Source organism: uncultured Pseudoflavonifractor sp. (genome assembly GCF_944387275.1).
GTDB lineage: Bacteria > Bacillota > Clostridia > Oscillospirales > Oscillospiraceae > Pseudoflavonifractor > Pseudoflavonifractor intestinihominis.
Genome location: NZ_CALXEG010000001.1, coordinates 86,448 through 110,680 on the forward strand (window position 1 = coordinate 86,448; position 24,233 = coordinate 110,680).

Below are 24,233 nucleotides of genomic sequence, written 5' to 3' on the forward strand. Positions count from 1 at the left end.
TTGCAAGGAGATTTGTTCTAACAAACCTCGCAGGGAAAGGAGCCCGCTATGGACGACTATAAGCTGTTTGACGCCGAATACCGGCTGATGGATCTGGTGTGGACGGAGGAGCCGGTGAACTCCACCGCCCTGTCCCGCATGTGCCTGGAGCGCTTCGGCTGGAAGAAGCCCACCACCTACAATCTCATCCGCAAACTGTGCCAGCGGGGCTTCCTGCAAAATGAGGACGCCACTGTCACCGCCCTGGTGCCCCGGGAGCAGGTGGAGCAGTACGAGAGCGAGTCAGTGGTGGAGAAGTCCTTCGGCGGCTCCCTGCCCGCCTTTGTGGCCGCCTTCCTGCGGGGGAAAAAGCTCTCCCAGGCGGAGGCGGAAGAGCTGCGGCGCATGATCGAGGAGGCGGGCGATGAGTAACCTGTTTTCCGCCGTGCTGCCCGCCCTGTTCCAGGCAGTGCTGGCCATGAGCCTGACCGCCGCCGCGGCGGCCCTGGCGGTGCTGCTCATCCGGGCTGTCATGCGGATACTGGAAGTCCCCAGGGCCATTGTGTTCCTGTTGTGGGCGGTGGTGCTGTTCCGCATGGTGTGCCCGGTGTCCTTCTCCAGCAATTGGAGCCTGCTCTCCCTCTTCCCTGCGGCAGAGGAACAGGTGGCCGGCTTCTCCGACGGCGATATGAGCGGCAACCAGGTCATCTGGGACAGCCCCCAGAACCACGATCGTTATCAGGCCGGCGTGGCCGCCGGAGGGACCGTCATCTCCCCCGCCCCGGAGGATGGCGGCGGTTCCTATGTGGTCACCGGGCCGGACGGCGCCTCTCCCCCCGCCACCGTGGAGACCGACGTGCTGCCTGTGCTGTCCGTCATTTGGGCCCTGGGCGTGCTGGCGCTGTGGCTGTGGAGCCTGCTGTCCTGGCTGCGCCTGCGTCTGAAGCTGTCCGCCGCCGTCCGCACCCCGGACGGCGCCTGGGAGAGCGACCGGGTGGACTCCCCCTTTGTGCTGGGCTTCTTTCCGCCCAAAATCTATCTTCCCCTGGGCCTGACCGGGGACACCCGGCGGTATGTCCTGCTCCATGAGCGCTCCCACATCCGCCGGGGGGACCATATTGTCAAGGTGCTGGCCTTTCTTGCCCTGGCCGTCCACTGGTTCAACCCCCTGCTGTGGGTCAGCTGGTTCCTCTCCTGCCGGGACATGGAGTCCGCCTGTGACGAGGCCGTCCTCCGCCGCAGCCCGGAGGATATTCGTAAAAACTATTCTGCCGCCCTGCTCTCCCTGGCCGTCGCCCACCCTCTGCGGGTGCCCCTGGCCTTTGGGGAGAACGACGTAAAGGTCCGGGTGAAGGGCGCCCTCCGGTGGAAGCGGCCCGCCGCCGCCCTGGTGGTGGTGGCTCTGGCGGCGCTGCTGGCCTCCTGCTACATGCTGGCCGCCAACCCGGCCCAGGTGCCCGACACCGCCCCTGATCTGACCGTCACGGTTGAAGGTTCTTCCACCACCCTCGCCCCTGAAACCGGCGTCCTGGACTGGGACAGCGTCCCCCTCTTTACCGGCGCGGTGGCCGCTTCGGTGGAGCTGTCCTTCCCCGACAGCCCGCCCGACACGCTGGAGGCGGAGGACCTGCTCCTCTCCGCCCAGGACGCCCCCTCTCAGTCCCTGGATGTCTCGCTGGATGCGGACGGCTCGGCCGCCTTTGCCCTCCGGTCCCATGAGGCCTCCACCGGCACAGGCACCGAGCTGCGGGGGATTCGCCTCATTGCCCGCTGGGGCAGCGGTGCCCGGGCCCTCACCGTCCGGTACACCTTCCGGGTGCGCCTGCCCTCCACTCAGACCGGCGTGGACCGGGCCGAGCCCGCCGTGGTGGCGGGCGGTCAGGAGCTGTCCCTGCGGAGCAGCTCTCCTTTCTCCACGCTACAGGAGACCCAGCCCCTGGTCCTTACCGATGCGGATGCCCTCATCTCCCTGTCCAACCCCACCGACGCTGTGGGGTATACGGTGGAGCTCTACGCCCTGAATGCGAGCACCTATACGGAGGCAGGCGACCCCCTGAGCCGGATGGGCGCCCAGTCCACGGACGGCGATGCCAGCCTGTCCTCCGGCGTGGCCTTCTACCTGCCCGAGGACGCCCCCGGCGGCCTGCTGGGCCTGCGGCTGACCTACCAGTATCCCAGCGGCGCCACCAAGAGCTGGATTGGCCTGCTGGAGCTGAAGGGGGGCGCACAACCGCCCCAGTGTGTCTTTGGGGACGACGGCCTGCCCTACCTCCGCTACCCCGGTGCAGAGGACCTCACTCCCCTGCTGTCCCTCCTGCCCGCTCCGACCGAATGGGCCGGGCAGGACCTGGGCGGCCGCAATGAGATGGAGACCCTGTCGGACCTGGAGGCCGCCACGGTTCAGATGGGCTTCACCACGGCCAGCGAGGGCTGGGCGGTGGTGGGCGTCGGCGCCGGTACGGGCAGTGCGGACACCTATTTTTACCGCACCCACGACGGCGGCTACACTTGGACAGAGTACAGCCACCCGGACACCCAGTGGTACATCGAGCGCGCCGCCTTCTCCGACCCGGACCACGGCGTCCTCTGTGAGGGGCTCTTCAACCGCGCGCCCATCTATGTCACCTGGGACGGCGGCCAGACCTGGCGGGAGCTGGACATCTCTTTGATTTACGACCAGGCCTACCCGGAGGACATCCCCGCCGACGCCCTCTATACGGTGGACTCTCTTCAGCTCTGCGGCAGCTGGGGCGTGCTCACCCTGAGCGGCGAGGGTCTGCCGCCCCTGTGCGTCTGGACCTCGGACAACTGGGACACCTTCTCCCTCCTCCGGGGCGGGGTGCTGCCCGTCGGGGATGAGGCGGCCTACGAGGCCCACTCCCTGGAGCTGGACGAGTATGCCTGCCCCGTCCTGTCCCTGTATCTGCTGGACAGCGGAGGCAACTCCACCGAGACCGCCACCCTCCGGTGGGACGGCTCCTGGACCCGGGGTGTGGACATCGGCGACCCGTCAGCCTTGACCGCCGCCGACCTGCCCGACCCGGACAGCCTGTATATCAACGGCGTGAAGCGTTCCTTTGACGACCCCCAGGTATGGGAGACCTCCCCCATCCGCATTCTGGGCGACCTGCCCAAGATGGACATCACCCTCTACGGGCTCAACGAGACCGTCACCGGCCAGAGCGGCATGCTCCTGCGCCATAGGGACCGGGTGGCCTACTTCCCCGACCTCACCTACAACGCCGGTCCCCAGATCCTCCCCGCCACTCTGGCCACGGCCGACTACGACGGGGACGGCGCCCATGAGCTGGCCGCCGTGGTATCCGCCGGGACCGGCACAGGGGTCAGCACCTGGAATCTACACATCTTCCAGCTCCAGGACAGCAACTTCGGCCAGGTCTCCAGCCTCTCCTGGCAGGACCTGGGCCAGGCGGTGAACGCCCAGCTGGACAGCTCCGCCCGCCGGGAGGGCGACACAGCCCTTCTCGCCATTACCTGGCCCAAGGGTCAGGTGGAGTGCGACATTACCAGCCTGACCGACCCGTCGGAAGACCTGTCGGGAATGAAAGCAGCCGCCGGCGACATCAACGCCTTTGACCTGTCCGCCGTTCCCATCCGGGCCACCTGTGAGTTGATGGTCCGGAACACCCTGGGCTATGTAGCCACCTATACCGCCCAGCTGTCCTTTGACGGCTCCGTCTTCCATCTGGACCCGGGCTCCAGCGCCCTGACCCTCTATCCGGATACACTGCCTGACGTGCCGGTATACACCTGGGCGGAGGACACCGGCAGCTATGCCGTCGAGAACACCCCCACCCGCTCGGAGATTCTGGCTGAGTATGGATTTACCTGGGATGATATGTATTATGTCTACTACACCCCGCTGGATGATACCCTGCAGCTTCAGCTCTGGTTTGACCCTGAGACGGGCAGGGGCTGCGGCTTCCGATATGTATGGGAGAGCGGAGACAATCCTCTGGCCATTCCCTATATCTATGCCTTCGGGTTCCATAGCACCACCGCCCCCGCAGCGTCGGACGACCCCTATGAATGCGGTCTGTTGGGCAACGCCGGGGCCTACTCGGTCCTGACCCCCTGGGGCACCGACGGGACGGAACTGGAGCTGGTATCCGGTTTCCGCTCCGACTGGTCCTTCCAGCCCGACGGCAGGCCGGAGGAATTCCGCACCACCGGGGTGGATGCGTCAGGCAATGAGGTGGACGTGCTGAACGTGACCTTCTCCTATTGGGACGACGGTTCCCTTCTGGGCAAGTCCTATTACCTCAACCAGGAGCTCTTCGGTACCACCTACTTCAGCACACAGATGTACTACACCTCCTACAAGCGGCTGGCCTATGCCCGCACCTACATCACCCACGGCAGCCTGCAGTTCTTCTATCTCTACGACGGGGAAAACACCTCTCCCAGCTACTGCCTCATGCTGGACGACAACGCCGGGCTCTGTTTCCCCACCCTGTTCACCTACTGACCCCTTCCGGCCCGCCGCGCTCCCCGGCGGGCCGGAAATTTTCTGTTTTGTGCGAATAAAACCGGGCCTCTTTTCGTCATAAAAGGTAGAGAGAGGAGGGCGGCCCATGACGGAACATCAGCTCAACAGCTTATTCTCCGCGCTGCGGCGTGGGGATCGTGAGGCCTTCCACACCCTCTATGAGGCCCTGTCCCCGCCGGTCTACACCGTGCTGCTCCGGCTGGTGGGAGACCGGCAGAGCACCGAGGATTTGCTCCAGGAGACCTTTCTCAGGCTCTACCGGTCGCCGCCCGGCCCGGAGGTGTCCCACCCCAGGGCGTGGGTGTTTCAGGTGGCCCGCAACCTGGCGGTGGACCACCTCCGCGCCCGCAGGGCCTCCCTTCCTCTAGAGGACAGCGGCCTGACCGTTCCCCAGCCCGACCTGGACCTGGGGCTGGACGTGGAGGCCGCCCTGGCCCGGCTCTCCCCGGAGGACCGCCTGTTGGTGAGCCTGCACCTCAACGGCGGGCTCCGCTTTCGGGAGTGCGCCCGGCTTCTGGGCATTCCCCTGGGCACGGCCCTGCGGCGCTACCACACCGCCATGGGGCGGGTGCGGGATTATCTGAACGGATGACGATTGGAGGTACTTATGAAACTGCGCGCTGTTTTTCTCGTCATACTTCTTCTGGCGGCACTGTTCCTGCCCGCTTCCAGGGCGGAGGCAAAGGCGGACATCCCGGCCTCCGCCCTGGCGCTGCTGGAGCGCTGGGAGGATGAGGGCTACCCGGACATGGTGGGCGGCACCTGGGTGAACGAGGCTGCCAACTCTGTGGTCGTGGCGGTGGTGGACGGGGACCAGTCCGCCATAGACTCCATCATTGCCCAGGCGGGCAGCGCCGACGGCCTGTCCTTTGCCTCCTGCCGCTGGTCCCGGGCTCAGCTGCTGGAGGTCCATGCCGCCCTCTCCCAGCTGGTGGGCGCGGAGGGCAGCCCGGTCCTCGTCGTAGGGCTGGGCAACCGGGGCAATGATTTCAGCACAAATGGCCAGCCCTGCGTCCATGTTGACATCACCACTCTGGACGGCCGGGAGGCGGCCGACGCCTATGCCGCCCGCATTGAGGAGGAGTACGGCGACATGGTGGAGGTGTCGGTGGGGCCCTATCAAATTACCACTACCGTGGGTGTGGAGGCGCCCGCCCTGCCCCAGCCCTTTCTCCCCGCCCGGCAGACCCAGCCCGACCTGACCTGGTGCCTTATCCCCCTCCTGTTCCTGCTGGTGCTGTTCCTGGTCTTTCCCCTCCGCCGGATGCTGCTCCAGCCCGCCGGGCGGCCTCCGGTGACAGGCGAACGCCCCATGACCCGCCGCCGTGCCGCCCGGGCGGTGCGGGACAGCGGCGCCCTGCCCAGCCAAACGGTCTGGGCCTCCATCCGGCGGGAGCTGTCGCTTTGAGGCCCGTTTTTCAATCCGATTCGTACTTTTATTTATTCATATAACATTTTGTATTCTATTTTCCTTTGCTTCCTCATATTTTTCCGTCTCTGGACTTCCGTCCTTGCGGCCTGGGAATTCAGACTGTATAATAGTGACGGAATTGTATTTGTGCGGCGGCTGCCGCACGGGAAATAAAGGAGTGTTATCATGAGCGGTTATCAGATCATCACCGACGCCACCACAGACCTGACCGAGGCCTGGGCCAACCAGATCGGTGTGGAGATCATCCCCATGGAGTGCCAGCTGGGCGGTGTGCCCTACACCTTCGGCCCTGGCGGCAATATCACCAGCGAGGCCTTCTTTGCCGGCATGCGTGAGGGCAAGATGGGTTCCACCTCCCAGATCAACCCCACGGTCTATGAGGAGCACTTTACCCGCTGCCTGGAGCAGGGGCTGGACGTGCTGTACATCTGCTTCTCCTCCGGCCTGTCGGGCACCATCCAGGCGGCCAAGATCTGCATGGAGGATCTGCGGGAGAAGTACCCGGACCGGAAGCTGATCTGTGTGGACTCCCTGGCCGCCTCCGCCGGCGAGGGTATGCTGGTGACCGGCGCTGCCGCCCAGCGGGACGCCGGATTGAGTGTGGAGGAGCTGGCCGCCTGGGTGGAGGACCACAGGCAGAACGTGGCCCACTGGTTCACGGTGGAGGATCTGAACCACCTGCGCCGGGGCGGGCGCATCTCCGCCGCCACTGCCGTGGTGGGCTCCGCCCTCCAGATCAAGCCGGTGATGCACTGCGACAGCGAGGGCCATCTGACCAACACCGCCAAGGCCCGGGGCAGGAAGAACTCCATGCTGGCCCTCATCGACCACATGGACAAGGACTGGACGCCGGAGGTCAACCGCCAGGTGTTCCTCTGCCACGGCGACTGTCTGGCGGACGCCGAGTTCATGAAGGCCACCATTCTGGAGCGGCACCCTGACGCGGACATCACCATCTTCCACATGGGCCCCATCATCGGCGCCCACACCGGTCCCGGCGTCATCGCCCTGTTCTACTGGGGCACGGGCCGGTAACCGGGAGAGCAAACACAGCGGATAAAAAGCGGCAAATCCCAATGGGATTTGCCGCTTTTCTCTGTTATGTATTGTTTACCTGCCGGGCATTCGGATAAAAGCGCATTGGCTCATATCGGCAGCCGCCGTGAAGGCGCAGGGGCGATATGGGTGGCATATCTCCTGATTTCTATCGCGTCCTCCAAAATCCAATCATTCTGATTCGATTTTGGTATTGCCCGGTCCCATCGCTCCATCTCCATACCGGTCAGTCTCCGCTTGCCGGATATGCGTAGGTCCTTCCCAGCGGGATCTGGAACCCGAGGGCTTGATACATCTGCTCATCGCAGGGCGCGCAGGTGACGCTCAGGCTGGCCACACCCTCTTCCCTGCACCACTTCTGCGCCGCCTCCGCCAGCATCCGGGCAATGCCCTTTCCGCGAAAGACCGGCTCAATATAGAAGTCCTCAAAGGTTCCTGTATCCCCGCAGGCGAAGGTGGAAAAGGCAGTCGCCACGCTGCACATCCCCACGGCGCGATAGCCCCGCTTTGCAAGGAAGTATGTGATTTTCCCGTGGGAGACCGCCTGTTCCAGGCGGCGTTTCTTCTCTTCCGAGAGCATTTCCTCCCCGATTTCACAGAGGAATCCGTTCTCCAGCTTTTTCAGCTGCCAGTCTCCGCCGTCGGTCAGACGTTCAATACGGATCGGCAGCGCCTCTTCCGGCGGCAGCAGCATCAACGGCATGCCCCACTCGTCCGCTCCGTTCCTCCGGAAGCCCAGCCGTCCCCAGAAGCGCTGGCGCTGGGGGGTGTCACAGTTCAGCTCCACGTAGGCAGCCCCCATGGACCTGGCCCAGGCCAAAAAACGCTCTCCGCATTTTGTCCCGGTGCCGTTTCCCCGAAATTCCGGGAATACGCAGAACTCGCACAGAAAGCACTTGCCGTCCTCCGTGTGATACAGCACCGGCAGCGCCAGGCCGATGTCCTCTCCGTTCCGGCGCAGCAGCAGGTAATAGCAGCGGTCCTGCTGCCGCTCATGGAGAGCGTCCATATGAGCGCGGTATTGGTCGTCCAGGAAATGGGCCCGCGCTCCGCTGTCCGGGCCGGGAAAGATGTCCCGGCTGAAATAGGCCCGGAGCTGGCCCCAAAAGAATGCGATCTCCTGTTCTGTAACGGCTTCTCGGATGGTGATTTCGTTTTTCATCTGTTCTCCTCCAAATGTCGATTGGAGGGTTAGGAAGCGTGAACCCTCCATACACGATTCATCTTCATAAACGACCATCCTTTCCCTGTTATGATTTGCACGGCTGTGCGTAACAAATACAGTTTACCATCCCCACAGGAGCAATGCAACCCGCGAAAAAAGGCGGTACCCGACATCAAACCGGGTACCGCCTTTTGTTTACCCCACGTCCTCGAACTGGGAGTTGTAGAGGTCGGCGTAGAAGCCGCCCTTGGCCAGCAGCTGCTGGTGGTTGCCCTGCTCCACGATGTCGCCGTCCTTCATCACCAGGATGAGGTCGGCGTTCTTGATGGTGGAGAGCCGGTGGGCGATGACAAAGCTGGTGCGGCCCTTCATCAGGTTGGCCATGGCGTCCTGGATCAGGTGCTCGGTGCGGGTGTCCACCGAGGAGGTGGCCTCGTCCAGGATCATGATCTTGTTGTCGGCCAGGATGGCCCGGGCGATGGTCAGAAGCTGCTTCTGGCCCTGGGAGATGTTGGTGGCGTCCTCGTTGAGCTCCATCTGGTAGGCACCGGGGAGGGTCTGGATGAAGTGGTGGACGTGGGCGGCCTTGGCGGCGGCGATGACCTCCTCATCGCTGGCGTCCAGGCGGCCGTAGCGGATGTTCTCCATGATGGTGCCCTTGAACAGCCAGGTATCCTGGAGCACCATGCCGAAGGTCTCCCGCAGGTCGGCCCGGCGGAAGTCCCGCACGTCGTGGCCGTCCACCCGAATGGCGCCGGAGTTGACGTCATAGAACCGCATGAGCAGCTTGACCATGGTGGTCTTGCCCGCGCCGGTGGGGCCCACGATGGCCACCATCTGACCGGGCTCCACGTGGGCGGAGAAGTCGTTGATGATGATCTTGTCGGGGTTGTAGCCGAAGTGGACGTGGTCGAAGTCCACGCCGCCCTTCACGTCGGCCAGAGAGGCGGGCTGGGCGGGGTCGGGGGTCTCCTCCTCCTCGTCCAGGAACTCAAAGACCCGCTCGGCGGCGGCGGCCATGGACTGGAGCATATTGGAGACCTGGGCGATCTGGGTGATGGGCTGGGTGAAGTTCTTCACGTACTGGATGAAGGCCTGGATATCGCCCACCTTGATGACCCCGGCCACGGCCAGCATGCTGCCCGACACGGCCACGGCCACATAGCCCAGGTTGCCCACAAAGTTCATGATGGGCTGCATCATGCCCGAGAAGAATTGGCTCTTCCAGGCGGACTGGAACAGGATGCGGTTGGTCTCGTCAAATCTGGCCTTGACGGTCTCCTCCTGGTTGAAAGCCCGGATGACGTTGTGGCCGGAGTAGCACTCCTCCACCTGGCCGTTGATGTGGCCCAGGTACTCCTGCTGGGCCTTGAAGTACTTCTGGGAGTGCTTGATCACAATGCTGATGAGGAGCATGGAGATGGGCAGGATGACCACGGCGATGAGGGTCATCAGGGGGCTGATGGTGAGCATCATGATGAACACGCCGATGATCATGGTCACCGAGGTGATGAGCTGGGTGATGCTCTGGTTCAGGCTCTGGCCCATGGTGTCCACGTCGTTGGTGATGCGGGAGAGGACCTCGCCCACGGTGCGGGACTCAAAGTACTTCATGGGCATGCGGTTGATCTTCTCCGAGATATCCCGGCGCATGCGGTAGGCCATCTTCTGGGCGATGCCGCTCATGATCCAGCCCTGGATGGAGCCGAAGAGGGCGGCCAGCAGGTACATGCCCAGGAGGAAGAGGAGAATCTGGGCGATGCGGCCGAAGTCGATGCCGCCGGTGCCGCTGATCTTGGCCACCAGGCCGTTGAAGAGCTCGGTGGTGGCGTTGCCCAGGATCTTGGGCCCGAAGATATTGAACACGGTGGAGCCCGCCGCGAAGAGCAGCACAAAGCACAGTCCGATCTTATAGCTGCCCATGTAGGAGAGCAGCTTGCCGATGGTGCCCTTGAAGTCCTTGGCCTTCTCGCCGGGCCGCATGCCGCCGTGGCCCATACCGCCCATGGGTCCCCGGCGGGGCTGGGTGTGGGTCTGTTTTGTCTCGCTCATGCTCCCTCACCTCCCAATTCCGCTGCGGAGAGCTGGCTTCTTGCAATTTCCTGATAAGTGGGGCAGGTCTTCATCAGCTCCTCGTGGGTGCCGATGCCTGCGATCCTGCCCTCGTCCAGCACCACGATCTGGTCAGCGTGGAGGATGGTGGAGATCCGCTGGGCCACGATGATGACGGTGGCGTCCTTTACCTTCTCGTTGAGGGCCCGGCGGAGGACCACGTCGGTCTTGTAGTCCAGGGCGGAGAAGGAGTCGTCAAAGAGGAACACTCTGGGGTTCTTGGCGATGGCCCGGGCGATAGACAGCCGCTGTCTCTGGCCGCCGGACACGTTGGTGCCGCCCTGGGCGATGGGGGTGTGGTAGCCGTCGGGCTTGGAGTCGATGAACTCCTTGGCCTGGGCGATCTCCGCCGCCTCCTCCATGGCCTGGTCGGTGATGTTCGCGCCGCCGAACTTCAGGTTGGACTCAATGTCGCCGGAGAAGAGCACGCCCTTTTGGGGCACATATCCCAGCAGCTCGTGGAGCTTGTGCTGGGACAGGTCCCGGATGTCCACGCCGTCCATGGTGATGCGGCCGTAGCTCACGTCGAAGAACCGGGGGATCAGGTTCAGCAGGGTGGACTTGCCCGAGCCGGTGGAGCCGATGATGGCGGTGGTCTGGCCGGGCTGAGCGGTGAAGGTGATGTGCTCCAGCACGTCGGCCCCGGCGTCGGGGTAGCGGAAGGACACGTCCTCAAAGGCCACCACGCCCTTCCACTGCTCCTTGGTATTGTCCTTCACCTTCCGCTTGTCCCGGATGATGGGCTTGGTCTGGAGCACCTCGTCGATACGCTCGGCGGCCACGCTGGCCCGGGGTAGGAAGATGGCGATCATGGCGATCATGAGGAAGGACATGACAATCTGCATGGTGTAGGTGATGAAGGCGATCATATCGCCCACCTGCATGGTGCCCGCGTCGATGCCGTGGCCGCCGTTCCACACGATGAGGATGGACACGCCGTTCATCAGCAGCATCATCATGGGCATCATGAAGGTCATGACCCGGTTGGTGAACAGCTGGGTCTTCTTCAGGTCCAGGTTGGCCAGGTCGAAGCGCTTCTCCTCGTGCTTCTCCCGGCTGAAGGCCCGGATGACGGGCAGGCCGGTGAGGATCTCCCGGGAGACCAGGTTCATCTTGTCCACCAGGGTCTGCATCCGCTTGAATTTGGGCAGGGCCAGGCCCATGAGCAGGGCCACCAGCACCAGGGCGGTGCCCACGGCCACGGCGATGATCCACTCCATGCCGGTGTGGGTGGTGGCCACCTTGACAATGCCGCCGATGCCCAGGATGGGTGCATAGATGACGATGCGCAGCATGAGCACCACCACCATCTGCACCTGCTGGATGTCGTTGGTGGAGCGGGTGATGAGGGACGCGGTGGAGAACTTGTCGATCTCCGCGTTGGAGAAGGACATGACGGCCTTGAACACGTCGCCGCGGAGGCTCATGCCCAGCTGGGCGGCGGTGCGGGAGGCCAGCAGACCCACCAGGATGGCGGCAGCGGCCATCAGCAGGGAGATGCCCAGCATCTTGCCGCCGGTAGAGAGCAGGTAGTTCATCTGGATCTGGTCCAGGTCCAGGCCCATGGCGGCATACTCCTCTTTGACAAAGAGGAGAGCCTTCTGCTCCACGATCATGTCGGACTGGGTGCCGAACTGCTCCAGAGCCTGGTCCGCCATGGCCTGGAGCTGTTCCAGGGTCATCTGGCCGGAGGCGAGCATGGCCTGGAGGGTAGCGGCGTCCATGCCCTGCTCCTCCATGGCGGAGAGCATGAGCATGGGCATGCCGAACACATCGTCCAGCTCCTCCAGGGCGCTCTCACTCACCTTGTTCCGGTACCAGATGCCGTCGTCATTCAGCGTATAGGCGGCCTCCACCTTGCTCCAGCTGTCCTCGTCCATGAAGAGCTTCAGGTCCTCCATGGTCTCGTCCCGGATCTGGTCGGGGGCGGCGTGCTCGATGCCCCCCTGCTGGATGCCCACATCCACAATGTCCGATGTGTACTGCGGCAGGCTCAGGTCGCACCAGGCCTGCACCACCAGCAGGAGCATAATGGCCAGGATGGGCCATTTCACCTGCTTGAGATAGCGTATCAATTTCAGCACTGCTCTGTCTCCTTTGCTCGTTCGTCTTCCAGAATGGCGGAGAACTGGTTCCACAGGTCAATCATGGCCTGGACATTCTCCTGGCCCATCCGCTCCACCACCCGGTCCAGGAACCGGGACAGCCGCTCCGCCGTCCTGCACCTGGCCGCCTCACCCTGGTCGGTGAGGACGATGTAGGTATTGCGCCGGTCGGACTTGTCGATCCGCCGTTCGATGAGGTTCCGCTCCTCCATGTCCCGCAGCATCCGGGACACTCTGGGGGCTGAGACCCGGGCGCACTGGGCCAGCTCCCGGACGTGCATCCCCTCCGGGTGCTCCTTCAGGTGCTCCCGCAGCATGGAGAGCCCGAAGAACTCCCCCTGGGTCAGGCCTTCCGTCTCAATGAGCTGCCCGGTATTCAGCTTTCCGAACCGGTGCAGGGCCTGGAAGATCTCCCGCTGTATCTCTCTGTGCTCCACGCTTTCACCTTCTTTCCTTGCTAATTGTTAATGCAGTTATCTTTTAATCACGTTATGATATCATACGCGCCCGACCCCTGTCCTGTCAACCGCATTGTGCACAAAAAAATCCGCGCTCAGACCACTCTCCTTTGTTCCGTGTCATGGGTATCCCTGTATTCATTTATGTCAACCGAAAGCACAAAAAGCCCCCGGGGCTGTGGAGCCCCGGGGGCAGAGACGCTCTATTCTGTTATTATATCCGCTTCCACTCCACGCCATTGGGGGTGTCCTTGATCTCCACGCCCATGGCCTTGAGCTGATCCCGGATGGCGTCGGCCTGGGCCCAGTTCTTCTCCTTCTTGGCCTGGGCGCGCTGGGCGATGAGGGCCTCGATCTCCTCGGCGCCCTCCGCGGGGACGGCCTCCTTCTCCTTCAGGGCGGCGGCCCGGCCCAGCAGGTCCAGACCCAGCACCTTGTCAAAGTCGGCGATGATGGCCCGCTTGGTGGCGTCGTTCACGTCGGCCTTGAGGGCGTCGTACACGGCGGTGACGCCCAGAGAGGTGTTCAGGTCGTTGCCCACAGCCTCGATGAAGGCGGCTCTGGCGGCGTCCACGGCGGCCTGGTCCACGTCGCCCTCCTCGCCCAGGGCGGCCACGCGGCTCACCAGCTTGTCGTAGGCGGCCTTGGCGTTGTCCAGGTTTTCCCAGGTGAACACCAGGCCCTTGCGGTAGTGGGACTGAAGGCAGAACAGCCGGTAGACCAGGGGGTCGTAGCCCTTCTCCTCCAGCAGGGAGACGGTGAGGAACTCGCCCTTGGACTTGCTCATCTTGCCGGTGCTGGTGTTCAGGTGGTGGACGTGCATCCAGTATTTGCACCAGGGGTGGCCCAGGTAGGCCTCGGACTGGGCGATCTCGTTGGTGTGGTGGGGGAAGGCGTTGTCAATGCCGCCGCAGTGGATGTCCAGGTACTCCCCCAGGTACTTCATGGAGATGCAGGAGCACTCGATGTGCCAGCCGGGGTAGCCCACGCCCCAGGGGGAGTCCCACTTGAGGGCCTGGTCCTCGAACTTGCTCTTGGTAAACCACAGGACGAAATCGGCCTTGTTGCGCTTGTTCTGGTCCTCCTCCACGCTGTCCCGGACGCCCACAGCCAGGTTCTCCTCGTCGTGGTCGTTGAACACGTAGTAGCGCTTGAGCTTGGAGGTATCGAAGTACACGTTGCCCCCGGCCAGGTAGGCGTAGCCGGTGTCCAGCAGCTTGGTGATGACCTTGATATAGCTGTCGATCATGCCGGTGGCGGGCTGGACCACGTCGGGGTACTTGATGTTCAACTTCTTGCAGTCGGCGAAGAAGGCGTCGGTGTAGAACTTGGCGATCTCCATGACGGTCTTGTGCTCCCGCTGGGCGCCCTTGACCATCTTGTCCTCGCCGGTGTCGGCGTCGGAGGCCAGGTGGCCCACGTCGGTGATGTTCATGACCCGCTTCACGTCGTAGCCGTCATAGCGGAGGAACTTCTCCAGCACATCCTCCATGATATAGGAGCGCAGATTGCCGATGTGGGCGAAGTGGTACACCGTGGGGCCGCAGGTGTACATGGACACCTTGCCGGGCACGTGGGGGACGAATTCCTCCTTGGTGTGGGAGAGGGAATTGTAGAGCTTCATATTCTGATATCTCCTTGTTTTTATAGATTAAAGGTTTCCGTTTTTGGCCTGCTGGTCGATGAACTGCTCCAGCCACTCCAGCCGGGAGGACAGGGCCTGGAGCTCCTTCTGCACCGGGTCGGTGATGTGGATCTGGTCCACCTTGGAGGCGTAGTCCACCCGCTCGCCGGCAATGCGCACCACCCGGGCGGGCACGCCCACGGCGGTGGCGTCGGGTGGGATCTCGGTGAGCACCACGGCGTTGGCCGCGATGCGGGAGTTGTCCCCCACCTTGAAGGGGCCCAGCACCTTGGCCCCGGCCGACACCATCACATTGTTGCCCAGGGTGGGGTGGCGCTTGCCGTGGTCCTTGCCGGTGCCGCCCAGGGTGACGCCGTGGTAGATGAGGCAGTCGTCCCCGATCTCGGCGGTCTCGCCGATGACGATGCCCATGCCGTGGTCAATGACCAGCCTGCGGCCGATCTTGGCTCCGGGGTGGATCTCGATGCCGGTCCAGCACCGGCTCCACTGGGACACGCACCGGGCCAGGAAGAAGAGCCTGTGCCGGTAGAACCAGTGGGCGATGCGGTGGTAGATGACGGCGTGCACGCCGGGGTAGAGCAGAAAGATCTCCAGGCGGCTGCGGGCCGCCGGGTCACGGGCCTGATAGGCCCGCAGGGTCTCGCCAAGTCTGGTCATGGAATGCCTCCTGTCCGTCCGCCTGCGGGGCGGGTGATAAAAGAAAAACGCCTCCTGTGCCCAAAGGCACAAGAGGCGATCAAAAACCGCGGTTCCACTCTCGTTTCTCACTCAAAGGCCGGTGACGGGGCCAGCCGGAGGGCATCTGCATCCCTCTCGCTCCCGGACGCACTTCGCGCGGGGTTCCCGCGGGACCGCTCTCAGCCGGTGACGGTCCCTCTCTGGCCGGTAAGGCCTGCGCTACTCTTTCCGTTCCTCGCGATATTCATTTGGGCGGATACTCCGCCGGTACAGTTCATTATACTATCACGGGGCCTTCGGTGTGTCAAGGGCGGCGTGTCCCCTTAAATCAGGATGTATTTGAGCACAAAGAGGGCGGCCAGCACGTACATGGCGGGGCTGATCCGGCGGCGGTCCTTCCGGCCGGCGGCAGCGTGGATGACCACATAGGAGATGACGCCCAGGGCGATGCCCTCGGAGATGGAGTACAGGAAGGGGATGGCCAGGAAACAGAGGAATGCGGGGATGGCGTCGGCCAGGTCGGTGAAGTCCACCTTGAGGAGGGAGCCCACCATCATGAAGCCCACCACGATGAGGGCGGGGGCGGTGGCGAAGGAGGGCACCGCCAGGAACAGGGGGGACAGGAACAGGGCCACCCCGAACAGTCCGCCGGTGACCAGGGCGGTCAGGCCGGTGCGGCCGCCCTCGGCCACGCCCGCGGCGCTCTCGGCGAAGGTGGTGACGGTGGAGGTGCCCAGCACAGCGCCGGCAGTGGTGCCGATGGCGTCGGCCAGCAGGGCGCCCCGCAGCCGGGGCAGGCGGCCGTTCTCGTCCAGCATGTCCGCCTTGGAGGCGATGCCGATGAGGCCGCCCATGGTGTCGAACACGTCCACAAAGAGCAGGGCGAACACCACCACCGCAAACTCAGGGGTCAGCAGGGCGCTGAAGTCCATCTGTCCCAGGGTGGGCATGACGCTGGGCACGGCGATGCCGCCGGAGAAGTCGGGCAGCACGCTGCCCAGCACCGACGGGTCGTACAGCCCGGTGAGCTGGCACAGGATGCCCAGCACCCAGGTGGCCAGGATACCCCACAGGATGTTGCCCTTCACGCCCCGGACCACCAGGATGCCGGTGATGAGCACCCCCACCATGGCCAGCACCACAGTGATGCCCACGGTGGAGAACTCCGCCCGGTTATCGGCGAAGCTGTACATCTCCACCAGGGTGGAGCTGTCCACCACCAGCTTGCAGTTCTGCATGCCGATGAAGGCGATAAACAGCCCGATGCCCGCCGACACGGCGTGCTTGAGTGACATTGGGATGGCGTTGAACACCGCCTCCCGCACCCGGGTCAGGGAGAGGACGATAAAGATCACGCCCTCCACGAATACGGCGGCCAGGGCCATCTGCCAGCTGTACCCTATCTTGAGCACCACGGTGTAGGCGAAGTAGGCGTTAAGGCCCATGCCCGCCGACAGGGCGAAGGGGTAGTTGGACAGAAAGGCCATGCAGATGGTGGCCACCATGGAGGCCAGACAGGTGGCGGTGAATACCGCGCCCTTGTCCATGCCCGCGTCCCCCAGAATCAGGGGATTGACGGCCAGAATGTAGGCCATGGTCACAAAGGTGGTCAGGCCTGCCACCACCTCAGTCTTTACGCTGGTGTTCTGTTCCCGGAGATGGAATATCCGCTCCAAAGCGCCTCCCTGTGTCTGCTGCATCTCCCTCTTCTCCTCTCTGCTTTCAAACGGTTCTTTTGTCAACCGGCGGCCCATGGGCCGCAATTGATATTAGTATAACAGCTTGGAAATGGTTGTAAAGCCATCCATTCCGCCCCGTTTTTTTGCCCTTCAGATCCCCTCCGCCCCGTTGTCAACCTGGAGTTGACAGATTTCCAGCTTGTATCGCTTGAGGAACCCCCCTCTTTTTGGTACACTGAAATCGGAAAGAAGGCCGCCGCCCCTGGCATGAGGGACGGCGGATGCGATATTGGAGGAGGTTCGCTATGGAACTGAACGAACGGATCGCCGCGGCTCGGCGGGCGGCAGGTATGTCCCAGGAGCAGCTGGGGGAGGCCCTTGGGGTATCCCGCCAGGCGGTGAGCAAGTGGGAGAGCGGCCAGACCAAACCCGATCTGGACACCGTGAGCAAAATGTGCGAGCTCTTTCATCTGTCCGCCGACTATCTGCTGCTGGGCAAGGCGGAGAATAAACCCGACGGCTCCGCACCACAGGCCCAATCCCAGCCTCAGGCGCCGTCGGGCGGCTACTCCCTGATCCTGCTGGACACCAACCCCAGCCCCTGGGAGACCCGCCGTATCCTGCGCAACAGCGGCATGTCGGAGGAGGACGTGGACCGGATGGTACCCCTTCTGCCCGTGGCGCTGGCCTCCGGCCTGACGCTGGAGGAGGCCTACCGCTGGGCCAAGGACTTTGAGACCTGCGGCCTGGTGAAGGTCATCCGGGACGAGAGCGCCCAGAGCCAGGAGGCCATGCTCCGTGCGGACCCTATCGAGGCCCCGGAGGAGAAGCGGGGCGGACTGGGGTTCGGCGGCACGGTGCTGGCCGTCATGCTGGGTGTCATTCTGGCCCTGCTGCTCATGATGATTTTCTGAGGACCAACGCCCTCCCCTTTGCCATCATCGTTCTCACAGCCGCCCTCTACTGGCTCAGCCGCCTGGCCCTCACCGGCCTGCCCGGGGCAGAGGGGCGCTTCTTCGCCTGGTACTTCCATGATATCCTGGCCGGGGGCATGATCCTCGCCCTGGTGAACCTGCTGCTGTCCGCCGGACGGCTGCCGCCTCTCACCAGAGTACTGCCCGCCGCCGCCTTTCTGCTCTTGTGCGGCCTGTTCTGGGAGTACGTCTCTCCCCTTCTGATTTCCGGTTCCGTGTCCGACCCCCTGGACCTGCTGGCCTATCTGGCGGGCGGACTGGCCGTTTTGCCTCTTCTCCGCCTGACCAAGGCGCAGCGCCGCCCCTGACTCCGTCCTGTTGCAGAAAGCCCCCGGCCGCTCAGATTGAGCGGCCGGGGGCTTTGGTGCATCACATGTTCTTCCAGTCCATAACGTCCCGGTTCTTGATAAAGTACTCCACGCCGGAGTAGAGGGTGGTGAGGACAATGATGGCCATGACCACCGTATCCACCACCACGTTGGGGAACACGAACATGACGCAGATGCCCACCATGGTGGAGGCGGTCTTGATCTTGCCGGACCAGGCGGCGGCGATCACCCGGCCCCGCTCCACGGCGATGAGCCGCAGGGCGGTGACGGCGAACTCCCGGGCGATGACGATCAGCAGGGCCCAGGCGGGGAAACGGCCGGTCTCCACGAACCACAGCATGGCGGCCATGACCAGCAGCTTGTCGGCCAGGGGGTCCATGAATTTGCCGAAATCGGTGACCTGGTTGTAGTGGCGGGCAATGTACCCGTCCACGAAGTCGGTGATGCTGGCCAGGATAAAGATGGCCAGGGCCACATACCGGCTGTACGGGAAGCCCAGATAGAGCACCACCAGGAACAGCGGGATCATGACCACCCGGCTGAGGGTGAGCTTGTTGGCCGTATTCATCCCTTACGCCTCCTCAATCTCGCCCATCAGGTCGCCGTCCTCGGTGCCGGTGATGCGCACGTTGACAAAGGTGCCGGCGGGCACCAGCCCGGCAGCGGTGAAGAACACCTTGCCGTCCACGTCGGGGGAATCGGCGTAGGAACGGCCGGCGTAGCAGCCCATGTCCGGGTCAAAGCCCTCACAGAGCACCTCCAGGGTCTCGCCCAGGCGGCTCTCGTTGAAGTCGTCCATCACCTGGGACTGGAGGTCCACCAGCAGCTCCACCCGGCGGGCGGCGGTGTCCGGGTCCACCTGGTTGGGCATGACGGCGGCAGGGGTGCCCTCCTCCGGGGAGAACTGGAAAATGCCCGCCCGCTCAATGCGGGCCTCCCGCAGGAAGTCGCACAGCTCCTCGAACTCGGCCTCGCCCTCGCCGGGCAGGCCGGCGATGAGGGAGGTGCGCAGCACCAGGCCGGGGATGCGCTGCCGCAGCTTGTCCAGCAGGGCCAGGATCTCCGCCTTGGTGCCCCGGCGGTTCATGGCCCGGAGCAGCTTGTCGTTGATGTGCTGGAGGGGGATGTCGATGTACTTGAGGATCTTGGGCTCGCTGGCGATGACCTCAATCAGGTCGTCATCCAGCTCGTCGGGGTACAGGTAGTGCAGCCGCACCCAGTGGAAGGGCAGCTTGCACAGCTCCCTGAGCAGCTCGCCCAGCATCCGCTTCTTGTACAGGTCGGTGCCGTAGCGGGTGATGTCCTGGGCGATGACGATGAGCTCCTTCACACCCCGGTCGGCCAGCCCCTTGGCCTCGGCGAGCAGGGACTCCATGGTCCGGCTGCGGTAGCGGCCCCGGAGGTAGGGGATGATGCAGTAGGAGCAGCGGTTGTCGCAGCCCTCTGCGATCTTCAGGTAGGCGGTGTAGGCGGGGGTGGACACCATCCGGGCGCCGTCCTCGATGGTGTGATCGATGTCGCCGAAGAAGGTGGGCTGGTCCCCCTCCATGACGGACTCCACGGCGGGGACGATGTCGGTGTAGCTGCCGGTACCCAGCACGCCGTCCACCTCGGGCATCTCCTCCATCAGCTCGTCCTTGTACCGCTGGGACAGGCAGCCCGTCACCAGCAGCTTGCCCAGGGTCCCCTTGCTCTTGAGCTGGGAGAGCTCCAGGATGTTGTCAATGGCCTCGCTCTTGGCCGAGTCGATAAATCCGCAGGTGTTGAGGACGGCCACGTCGGCCCCCTCGGGGTTGGCCACCACCTCATAGCCCGCGTCCCGGCACAGAGCCATCATCTGCTCGGTATTCACCAGATTCTTGGCGCAGCCAAGGGAAACAAACGCAACTTTATACTGATTCACAGCGTGTAACTCCTTCATCTGAACGTGAAGTACAGGATATCACGAAACGTACAAAATGAAAAGGGGAAAATGCCCCATTTCCGGTTTTCCCTTGAAATTCTCTCTGTTCTCAGATACTCTCGTCCTCGAAGGTCTCACCGTACCGGCTCAGGGCGGCGCGGATGTCCTCCCAGCGGTAGCCCCGGCGGGCCAGGGCGGCGGACAGCTTGCCCAGCGTCTCCTTGTCGGCGGTGCGGCCCATGAGCTTGCGGCGGATAAAGGCGTCCATGCCGTCCGTGGGGTCCTGGACCTCCTCCAGGGCCTGGTCCCAGTACTCCCGGGGCACCCCCCGCTTCCACAGCTCGTCCCGCAGCTTCCGCTCCCCGTAGCCCTTGGCGGCGTAGTGCCGGGCCACGGTGCGGGCGTACTCGGCGTCGTTGAGGTAGCCCAGCTCCTCCAGCCGGTCAGCGGCCTCCTCGGCCAGCTCCTCAGGGATGGGCTCCTTCTCCTTGTCCCGTGGGCGGGCGGTGAGCTTGTCCACCAGCTCCTTCCGGGACATGGGCCGCCCGGACAGGAGCCGCAGGGCCTTTTCCTTCACCTCGCCCCGGCGGACGGCCTCCTCCAGCCGCCCCCGCAGTTCTTGGGTCAGCTCCATGCCGGAGTACAGCCCGAAGCAGGCCACCTCGTTCTCGGTCACCCGCAGGATGGTCCCGTCCTCTAAGTGGCACAGCCATCGGCCCTGGATACGCTGTGAGGGCAGGAGCTTAGCTATCCGCATCCTCAAAATCCTCGGCGGACACGTCCACGGCCCGGCCGGCGGCGCGGGCGGCGGCCTTGGCCTGACTGGGCATCAGCTTGTAGGAGTCCCGGCGGATGTCGGCCTCCAGCTTGTCGGCCACCTCCGGGTTGTCCCGCAGGAACTGCTTGGCCGCGTCCCGGCCCTGGCCCAGGCGCATGTCGCCCATGGCGAACCAGGAGCCGCTCTTCTGCACCAGGTCCAGCTTGACGCCCAGGTCGATGAGCTCGCCCACCTTGGAGATGCCCTCGCCGTACATGATGTCGAACTCGGCCTCCCGGAAGGGGGGCGCCACCTTGTTCTTCACCACCTTGGCCCGGGTGCGGTTGCCGATGACCTCGGAGCCGCTCTTGAGGGCCTCGGTGCGGCGCACGTCGATGCGCACGGAGGAGTAGAACTTCAGGGCGCGGCCGCCGGTGGTGACCTCCGGGTTGCCGTACACCACGCCCACCTTCTCGCGCAGCTGGTTGATGAAGATGACGATGCAGTTGGTCTTGGCGATGGAGCCGGCCAGCTTGCGCAGGGCCTGGCTCATGAGGCGGGCCAGCAGGCCCACATGGGAGTCGCCCATGTCGCCCTCGATCTCGGCCCGGGGGGTCAGTGCGGCCACCGAGTCCACCACCACCACGTCGATGGCGCCGGAGCGGACCAGGGCCTCGCAGATCTCTAGGCCCTGCTCGCCGGTGTCGGGCTGAGAGATGAGCATGGAGTCGATATCCACCCCCAGGGCGCGGGCATAGGTGGGGTCCAGGGCGTGCTCGGCGTCGATGAAGGCCACCTCGCCGCCCCGCTTCTGGGCCTCGGCGGCCACGTGGAGGGCAAGGGTGGTCTTACCGGAGGACTCCGGCCCGTAGATCTCAATGATGCGGCCCTTGGGCAGGCCGCCGATGCCCAGGGCCAGGTCCAGGGACAGGGAGCCGGTGGGGATGGCCTCCACCACGATGCTGGCATTGTCCCCCAGGCGCATGATGGAGCCCTTGCCGTAGGCCCGCTCGATCTGGGCCATGGCGGTCTCCAGTGCTTTTTTCTTATCGGCGGCAGGCGCCGCGCTCTCCACAGCGGATTTCTTCTTATCTGCCATGTTGCGTATCATCCTTTCAGCGGGCGGCCCTCCGCCCTGGTGTTGTTATTGATTGGCCGTCCCCTTCACCACGCGCCAGATGCCGCCGGTGTCCTGGAAGGTCTCGATGTCCTCATAGCCGCAGCGGGCCAGGATCTGCTCCACGTCGGAGGCCTGGCCGATGCCCACCTCAAAGAGGAGCACTCCCCCCAGCCGGAGGGCCGTGCGCCACTTCTCCGCAATGTCCCGGTAGAAGTCCAGGCCGTCGTCGCCGCCGTCCAGGGCCAGGTGGGGCTCGTAGTCCCGGACGGAGGTGTCCAGGCCGTCAATGTCCCCGGTGGGGATGTAGGGCGGGTTGCAGGCGATGACATCAAAATCCCACAGCATGGCGGGGGGCACCTGCCGCGCGTCGGTCTGGACGCAGGTCACCCGGGCGTTGAGGTCGTTGCGCCGGATGTTCTGGCGGCAGATCTTCAGCGCCTCTTCCGACACATCGGCCAGTACCACCCGGCACAGTGGGGCGTTGGCGGCCACCGCCAGGCCCACGCAGCCGCTGCCGGCACACAGATCCAGCACTCTGGCCCCCTCCCCCGCGGCACGGGCGGCCAGGATGGCCTGCTCGGCCAGCACCTCGGTGTCCGCCCGGGGGATGAGCACGTCCCGGGAGATGTCCAGGGGCAGGCCGTAGAACTCCCACTCACCGATGAGATAGGCCACCGGCTCCCCCGCCAGGCGGCGGGCCATCAGGTCGGCCACCTTTGCCTCCACCTCGTCGGAGGCGTAGAGGGACATGTCCCGGAAAAACTGCTCCCTGTTCTTGCCCGCCGCGAAGCAGACCAGCTCCCTGGCCTCCAGCTGGGCGGCCTCCACACCGGCCGCCTTCAGCTTCTGCCGGGCGTCCAGATAGAGATTGTTATAGGTCGTCGCCACACACACTCACACACCTGTCTGCTTTTTCTCTCTTTCTTTGCGCCGCTTCGAAGGCCTTCCCCCTCTGGGTGAAGGTGCCCCAGTGCGCCCACTGGGGCGGATGAGGGGACGGCTCAGCGCTTCTTGTCACGCCTCGCCTGTTCGCGACGGGCGGCTTCCCTGCGTCTCGGACTTGAAACAGGCCCGCTTCGCTGCCCTTCGGTTTCGCGCCCTCGCTCCGGTCCATCCGCCCTGCTCACGACGACTCAGCGCTTCTCCCTGTCACGCTTCCCACCCTCCGCGACGGCGCATAAGCCGTACGACTGCGGCAAAACCCATCCGGGGCTGTGCCCCTCCTTGGTCTTTTGCCTCCGCTCCCGTCTTATCCGCCTGCTCCCGGGTGCTCAGCGCTTCCTTTTACCAAGCATCCTTCCCCTTCTCGCTGGGCAGCACCAGGGTCAGGGAACGGATGCCCACCTCGATCATGGAGTCGTCCGGCTCAAAGGTGGTGAAGTTCTGCATCCACAGCCCCGGGGCCCGGACGGCCCGGCAGAGGATATTGTCGTGGGCGCCCACAAAGCGGTTGATCTCATAGGTAATGCCCACCACGATGGGCAGCATCAGCAGGTGCAGGCCCATGCGGGCAAAGGTGTTGGTCACCTCGATGAAGGAGAACACCACGCTGGACACCAGGATCGCCACCACGATGACCACAAAGAGGAAGCTGGTACCGCAGCGGGGATGGTGGCGGGGCTGGGCCCGCACGTTCTCCACCGTCAGGGGCAGTCCCTTCTCGTAGCAGAAGATGGTCTTGTGCTCGGCGCCGTGGTAGGAGAACACCCGGCGGATGTCCTTCATGCGGGAGCAGAGGATCAGGTAGCCCACAAAGATGACCACCCGGACCACGCCCTCCAGCAGGTTGCGCAGCCACATGGGCATGCCGCCGGCCAGGGCGGCGCCGGCGCCCACCAGGGCGGTGGGCAGCAGGATGAACAGGCCCACGGAGAAGGCCATGCCCAGGATGACCGCCAGGGTGACAAAGAAGCTGGCGGCCTTCTCGCTGCCCAGGTGCTTTTCCAGCCACAGCTCGAACTTGGAGGGCTCCTCCGGCTCCTCCTCGTCCTCGGGGAAGAAGGAGGCGGAGTACATGAGGGCCTTCACGCCGTTGGCCATGGAGGAGCCGAAGCTGAAAATGCCCCGGATAAAGGGCAGGCCCAGAATGGGGTACTTGTCCTTGATGAGGACCCGGTCGTCCACCTTCTCCTCCAGCCCGCCGTCGGGCTTGCGCACCACGACGGCCTTTTTCTCCGGGCCCATCATCATGATGCCCTCGATGAGCGCCTGCCCGCCGATCATGGTCTTGAAGGGGGTGGCGCAGGATTTCTCTCTGTTTGACATGAGGTCGTGTTTCTCCTTTTGTTGCCTTTTGTATTTTATCAGACCTGCGGCCCGATTGCAAGAAAA

Annotated in this window: 20 protein-coding genes; 7 read left to right on the forward strand and 13 right to left on the reverse strand. The window is 64.1% G+C overall.

Going from position 1 to position 24,233, the window contains the following annotated elements:
- The first annotated feature begins 48 nt into the window (after nt 1-48).
- The 5 genes from Q0K23_RS00445 (at nt 49) to Q0K23_RS00465 (ending at nt 6,956) form a co-directional block, all read left to right on the forward strand.
- Nucleotides 49-411 (forward strand): BlaI/MecI/CopY family transcriptional regulator, encoded by a 363-nt coding sequence (locus Q0K23_RS00445; protein WP_294516542.1) that lies wholly within the window; start codon nt 49-51, stop codon nt 409-411.
- Entirely contained in the window at nt 404-4,468 is a 4,065-nt protein-coding gene (locus Q0K23_RS00450; RefSeq protein WP_294516544.1) for a M56 family metallopeptidase, read from the forward strand. Before Q0K23_RS00445 ends, Q0K23_RS00450 begins: the two co-directional genes overlap by 8 nt.
- A gap of 106 nt (nt 4,469-4,574) precedes the next feature.
- Nucleotides 4,575-5,081 carry an RNA polymerase sigma factor gene (locus Q0K23_RS00455; RefSeq protein WP_294516546.1) on the forward strand — a complete coding sequence of 169 codons (507 nt, stop codon included), beginning with the start codon at nt 4,575-4,577 and terminating at the stop codon, nt 5,079-5,081.
- Between the two features lie 15 nt (nt 5,082-5,096).
- On the forward strand, nt 5,097-5,897 hold the full coding sequence (locus tag Q0K23_RS00460; protein WP_294516548.1) for a hypothetical protein: 801 nt from the start codon (nt 5,097-5,099) through the stop codon (nt 5,895-5,897).
- A 189-nt stretch (nt 5,898-6,086) separates the two neighbouring features.
- A complete protein-coding gene (locus Q0K23_RS00465) occupies nt 6,087-6,956 on the forward strand; it encodes a DegV family protein (RefSeq protein ID WP_294516551.1) in 870 nt (289 codons plus the stop codon).
- A gap of 247 nt (nt 6,957-7,203) precedes the next feature.
- Here Q0K23_RS00465 and Q0K23_RS00470 read toward each other — a convergent pair whose 3' ends face one another.
- The 7 genes from Q0K23_RS00470 to Q0K23_RS00500 form a co-directional block, all read right to left on the reverse strand.
- Nucleotides 7,204-8,217, reverse strand: a complete 1,014-nt coding sequence (locus Q0K23_RS00470; RefSeq protein WP_294516554.1) for a GNAT family N-acetyltransferase — start codon at nt 8,215-8,217, stop codon at nt 7,204-7,206.
- Nucleotides 8,218-8,337: 120 nt separating this feature from the next.
- A complete protein-coding gene (locus Q0K23_RS00475) occupies nt 8,338-10,149 on the reverse strand; it encodes an ABC transporter ATP-binding protein (protein ID WP_349231216.1) in 1,812 nt (603 codons plus the stop codon).
- Between the two features lie 41 nt (nt 10,150-10,190).
- Nucleotides 10,191-12,338 (reverse strand): ABC transporter ATP-binding protein, encoded by a 2,148-nt coding sequence (locus Q0K23_RS00480; RefSeq protein WP_294516560.1) that lies wholly within the window; start codon nt 12,336-12,338, stop codon nt 10,191-10,193.
- Nucleotides 12,332-12,796 (reverse strand): MarR family winged helix-turn-helix transcriptional regulator, encoded by a 465-nt coding sequence (locus Q0K23_RS00485; RefSeq protein ID WP_294516562.1) that lies wholly within the window; start codon nt 12,794-12,796, stop codon nt 12,332-12,334. Before Q0K23_RS00485 ends, Q0K23_RS00480 begins: the two co-directional genes overlap by 7 nt.
- A 235-nt stretch (nt 12,797-13,031) precedes the next feature.
- Complete coding sequence (gene cysS / locus Q0K23_RS00490; protein ID WP_294516564.1) at nt 13,032-14,441, reverse strand: cysteine--tRNA ligase; 1,410 nt, start codon at nt 14,439-14,441, stop codon at nt 13,032-13,034.
- Between the two features lie 27 nt (nt 14,442-14,468).
- Nucleotides 14,469-15,119 carry a serine O-acetyltransferase EpsC gene (gene epsC, locus Q0K23_RS00495; RefSeq protein ID WP_294516566.1) on the reverse strand — a complete coding sequence of 217 codons (651 nt, stop codon included), beginning with the start codon at nt 15,117-15,119 and terminating at the stop codon, nt 14,469-14,471.
- Between the two features lie 344 nt (nt 15,120-15,463).
- A complete protein-coding gene (locus Q0K23_RS00500; protein WP_294516568.1) occupies nt 15,464-16,840 on the reverse strand; it encodes an NCS2 family permease in 1,377 nt (458 codons plus the stop codon).
- Nucleotides 16,841-17,124: 284 nt separating this feature from the next.
- Between Q0K23_RS00500 and Q0K23_RS00505 the strand changes: the two genes are divergently transcribed.
- The gene (locus tag Q0K23_RS00505; protein WP_294516571.1) at nt 17,125-17,733 is read left to right on the forward strand and encodes a helix-turn-helix domain-containing protein; all 609 of its coding nucleotides are present in this window, start codon (nt 17,125-17,127) and stop codon (nt 17,731-17,733) included.
- Nucleotides 17,734-17,870: 137 nt separating this feature from the next.
- The gene (locus Q0K23_RS00510) at nt 17,871-18,101 is read left to right on the forward strand and encodes a hypothetical protein (RefSeq protein WP_294516573.1); all 231 of its coding nucleotides are present in this window, start codon (nt 17,871-17,873) and stop codon (nt 18,099-18,101) included.
- A gap of 61 nt (nt 18,102-18,162) precedes the next feature.
- On the opposite strand, the gene pgsA is transcribed toward Q0K23_RS00510, so the two are convergent.
- From pgsA to Q0K23_RS00540, 6 genes are all read right to left on the reverse strand, one after another.
- Nucleotides 18,163-18,690, reverse strand: a complete 528-nt coding sequence (pgsA, locus tag Q0K23_RS00515; RefSeq protein ID WP_294516575.1) for a CDP-diacylglycerol--glycerol-3-phosphate 3-phosphatidyltransferase — start codon at nt 18,688-18,690, stop codon at nt 18,163-18,165.
- Between the two features lie 3 nt (nt 18,691-18,693).
- On the reverse strand, nt 18,694-20,043 hold the full coding sequence (gene rimO / locus Q0K23_RS00520) for a 30S ribosomal protein S12 methylthiotransferase RimO (RefSeq protein WP_294516578.1): 1,350 nt from the start codon (nt 20,041-20,043) through the stop codon (nt 18,694-18,696).
- 91 nt (nt 20,044-20,134) lie between these two features.
- Complete coding sequence (locus Q0K23_RS00525) at nt 20,135-20,782, reverse strand: regulatory protein RecX (RefSeq protein WP_294516580.1); 648 nt, start codon at nt 20,780-20,782, stop codon at nt 20,135-20,137.
- The gene (gene recA / locus Q0K23_RS00530) at nt 20,769-21,881 is read right to left on the reverse strand and encodes a recombinase RecA (protein ID WP_294516582.1); all 1,113 of its coding nucleotides are present in this window, start codon (nt 21,879-21,881) and stop codon (nt 20,769-20,771) included. The genes Q0K23_RS00525 and recA overlap by 14 nt, the downstream gene beginning before the upstream one ends.
- A gap of 45 nt (nt 21,882-21,926) precedes the next feature.
- Nucleotides 21,927-22,790, reverse strand: a complete 864-nt coding sequence (prmC, locus tag Q0K23_RS00535) for a peptide chain release factor N(5)-glutamine methyltransferase (protein WP_294516585.1) — start codon at nt 22,788-22,790, stop codon at nt 21,927-21,929.
- A 396-nt stretch (nt 22,791-23,186) separates the two neighbouring features.
- On the reverse strand, nt 23,187-24,167 hold the full coding sequence (locus tag Q0K23_RS00540; protein WP_294516589.1) for a DUF1385 domain-containing protein: 981 nt from the start codon (nt 24,165-24,167) through the stop codon (nt 23,187-23,189).
- Between the last annotated feature and the right edge of the window lie 66 nt (nt 24,168-24,233).

Bases quoted from the DNA above. Each gene is read 5' to 3' on its own strand.
- epsC (WP_294516566.1), bottom strand. From the start codon at position 15,119: ATGACCAGACTTGGCGAGACCCTGCGGGCCTATCAGGCCCGTGACCCG.
- recA (WP_294516582.1), bottom strand. From the start codon at position 21,881: ATGGCAGATAAGAAGAAATCCGCTGTGGAGAGCGCGGCGCCTGCCGCC.
- Q0K23_RS00475 (WP_349231216.1), bottom strand. From the start codon at position 10,149: ATGGGCGGTATGGGCCACGGCGGCATGCGGCCCGGCGAGAAGGCCAAG.
- Q0K23_RS00465 (WP_294516551.1), top strand. From the start codon at position 6,087: ATGAGCGGTTATCAGATCATCACCGACGCCACCACAGACCTGACCGAG.
- pgsA (WP_294516575.1), bottom strand. From the start codon at position 18,690: ATGAATACGGCCAACAAGCTCACCCTCAGCCGGGTGGTCATGATCCCG.
- Q0K23_RS00500 (WP_294516568.1), bottom strand. From the start codon at position 16,840: ATGCAGCAGACACAGGGAGGCGCTTTGGAGCGGATATTCCATCTCCGG.
- Q0K23_RS00540 (WP_294516589.1), bottom strand. From the start codon at position 24,167: ATGTCAAACAGAGAGAAATCCTGCGCCACCCCCTTCAAGACCATGATC.
- Q0K23_RS00470 (WP_294516554.1), bottom strand. From the start codon at position 8,217: ATGGTCGTTTATGAAGATGAATCGTGTATGGAGGGTTCACGCTTCCTA.
- Q0K23_RS00450 (WP_294516544.1), top strand. From the start codon at position 404: ATGAGTAACCTGTTTTCCGCCGTGCTGCCCGCCCTGTTCCAGGCAGTG.
- Q0K23_RS00525 (WP_294516580.1), bottom strand. From the start codon at position 20,782: ATGCGGATAGCTAAGCTCCTGCCCTCACAGCGTATCCAGGGCCGATGG.
- rimO (WP_294516578.1), bottom strand. From the start codon at position 20,043: ATGAAGGAGTTACACGCTGTGAATCAGTATAAAGTTGCGTTTGTTTCC.
- cysS (WP_294516564.1), bottom strand. From the start codon at position 14,441: ATGAAGCTCTACAATTCCCTCTCCCACACCAAGGAGGAATTCGTCCCC.
- Q0K23_RS00460 (WP_294516548.1), top strand. From the start codon at position 5,097: ATGAAACTGCGCGCTGTTTTTCTCGTCATACTTCTTCTGGCGGCACTG.
- Q0K23_RS00455 (WP_294516546.1), top strand. From the start codon at position 4,575: ATGACGGAACATCAGCTCAACAGCTTATTCTCCGCGCTGCGGCGTGGG.
- Q0K23_RS00510 (WP_294516573.1), top strand. From the start codon at position 17,871: ATGATCCTCGCCCTGGTGAACCTGCTGCTGTCCGCCGGACGGCTGCCG.
- Q0K23_RS00505 (WP_294516571.1), top strand. From the start codon at position 17,125: ATGGAACTGAACGAACGGATCGCCGCGGCTCGGCGGGCGGCAGGTATG.
- Q0K23_RS00445 (WP_294516542.1), top strand. From the start codon at position 49: ATGGACGACTATAAGCTGTTTGACGCCGAATACCGGCTGATGGATCTG.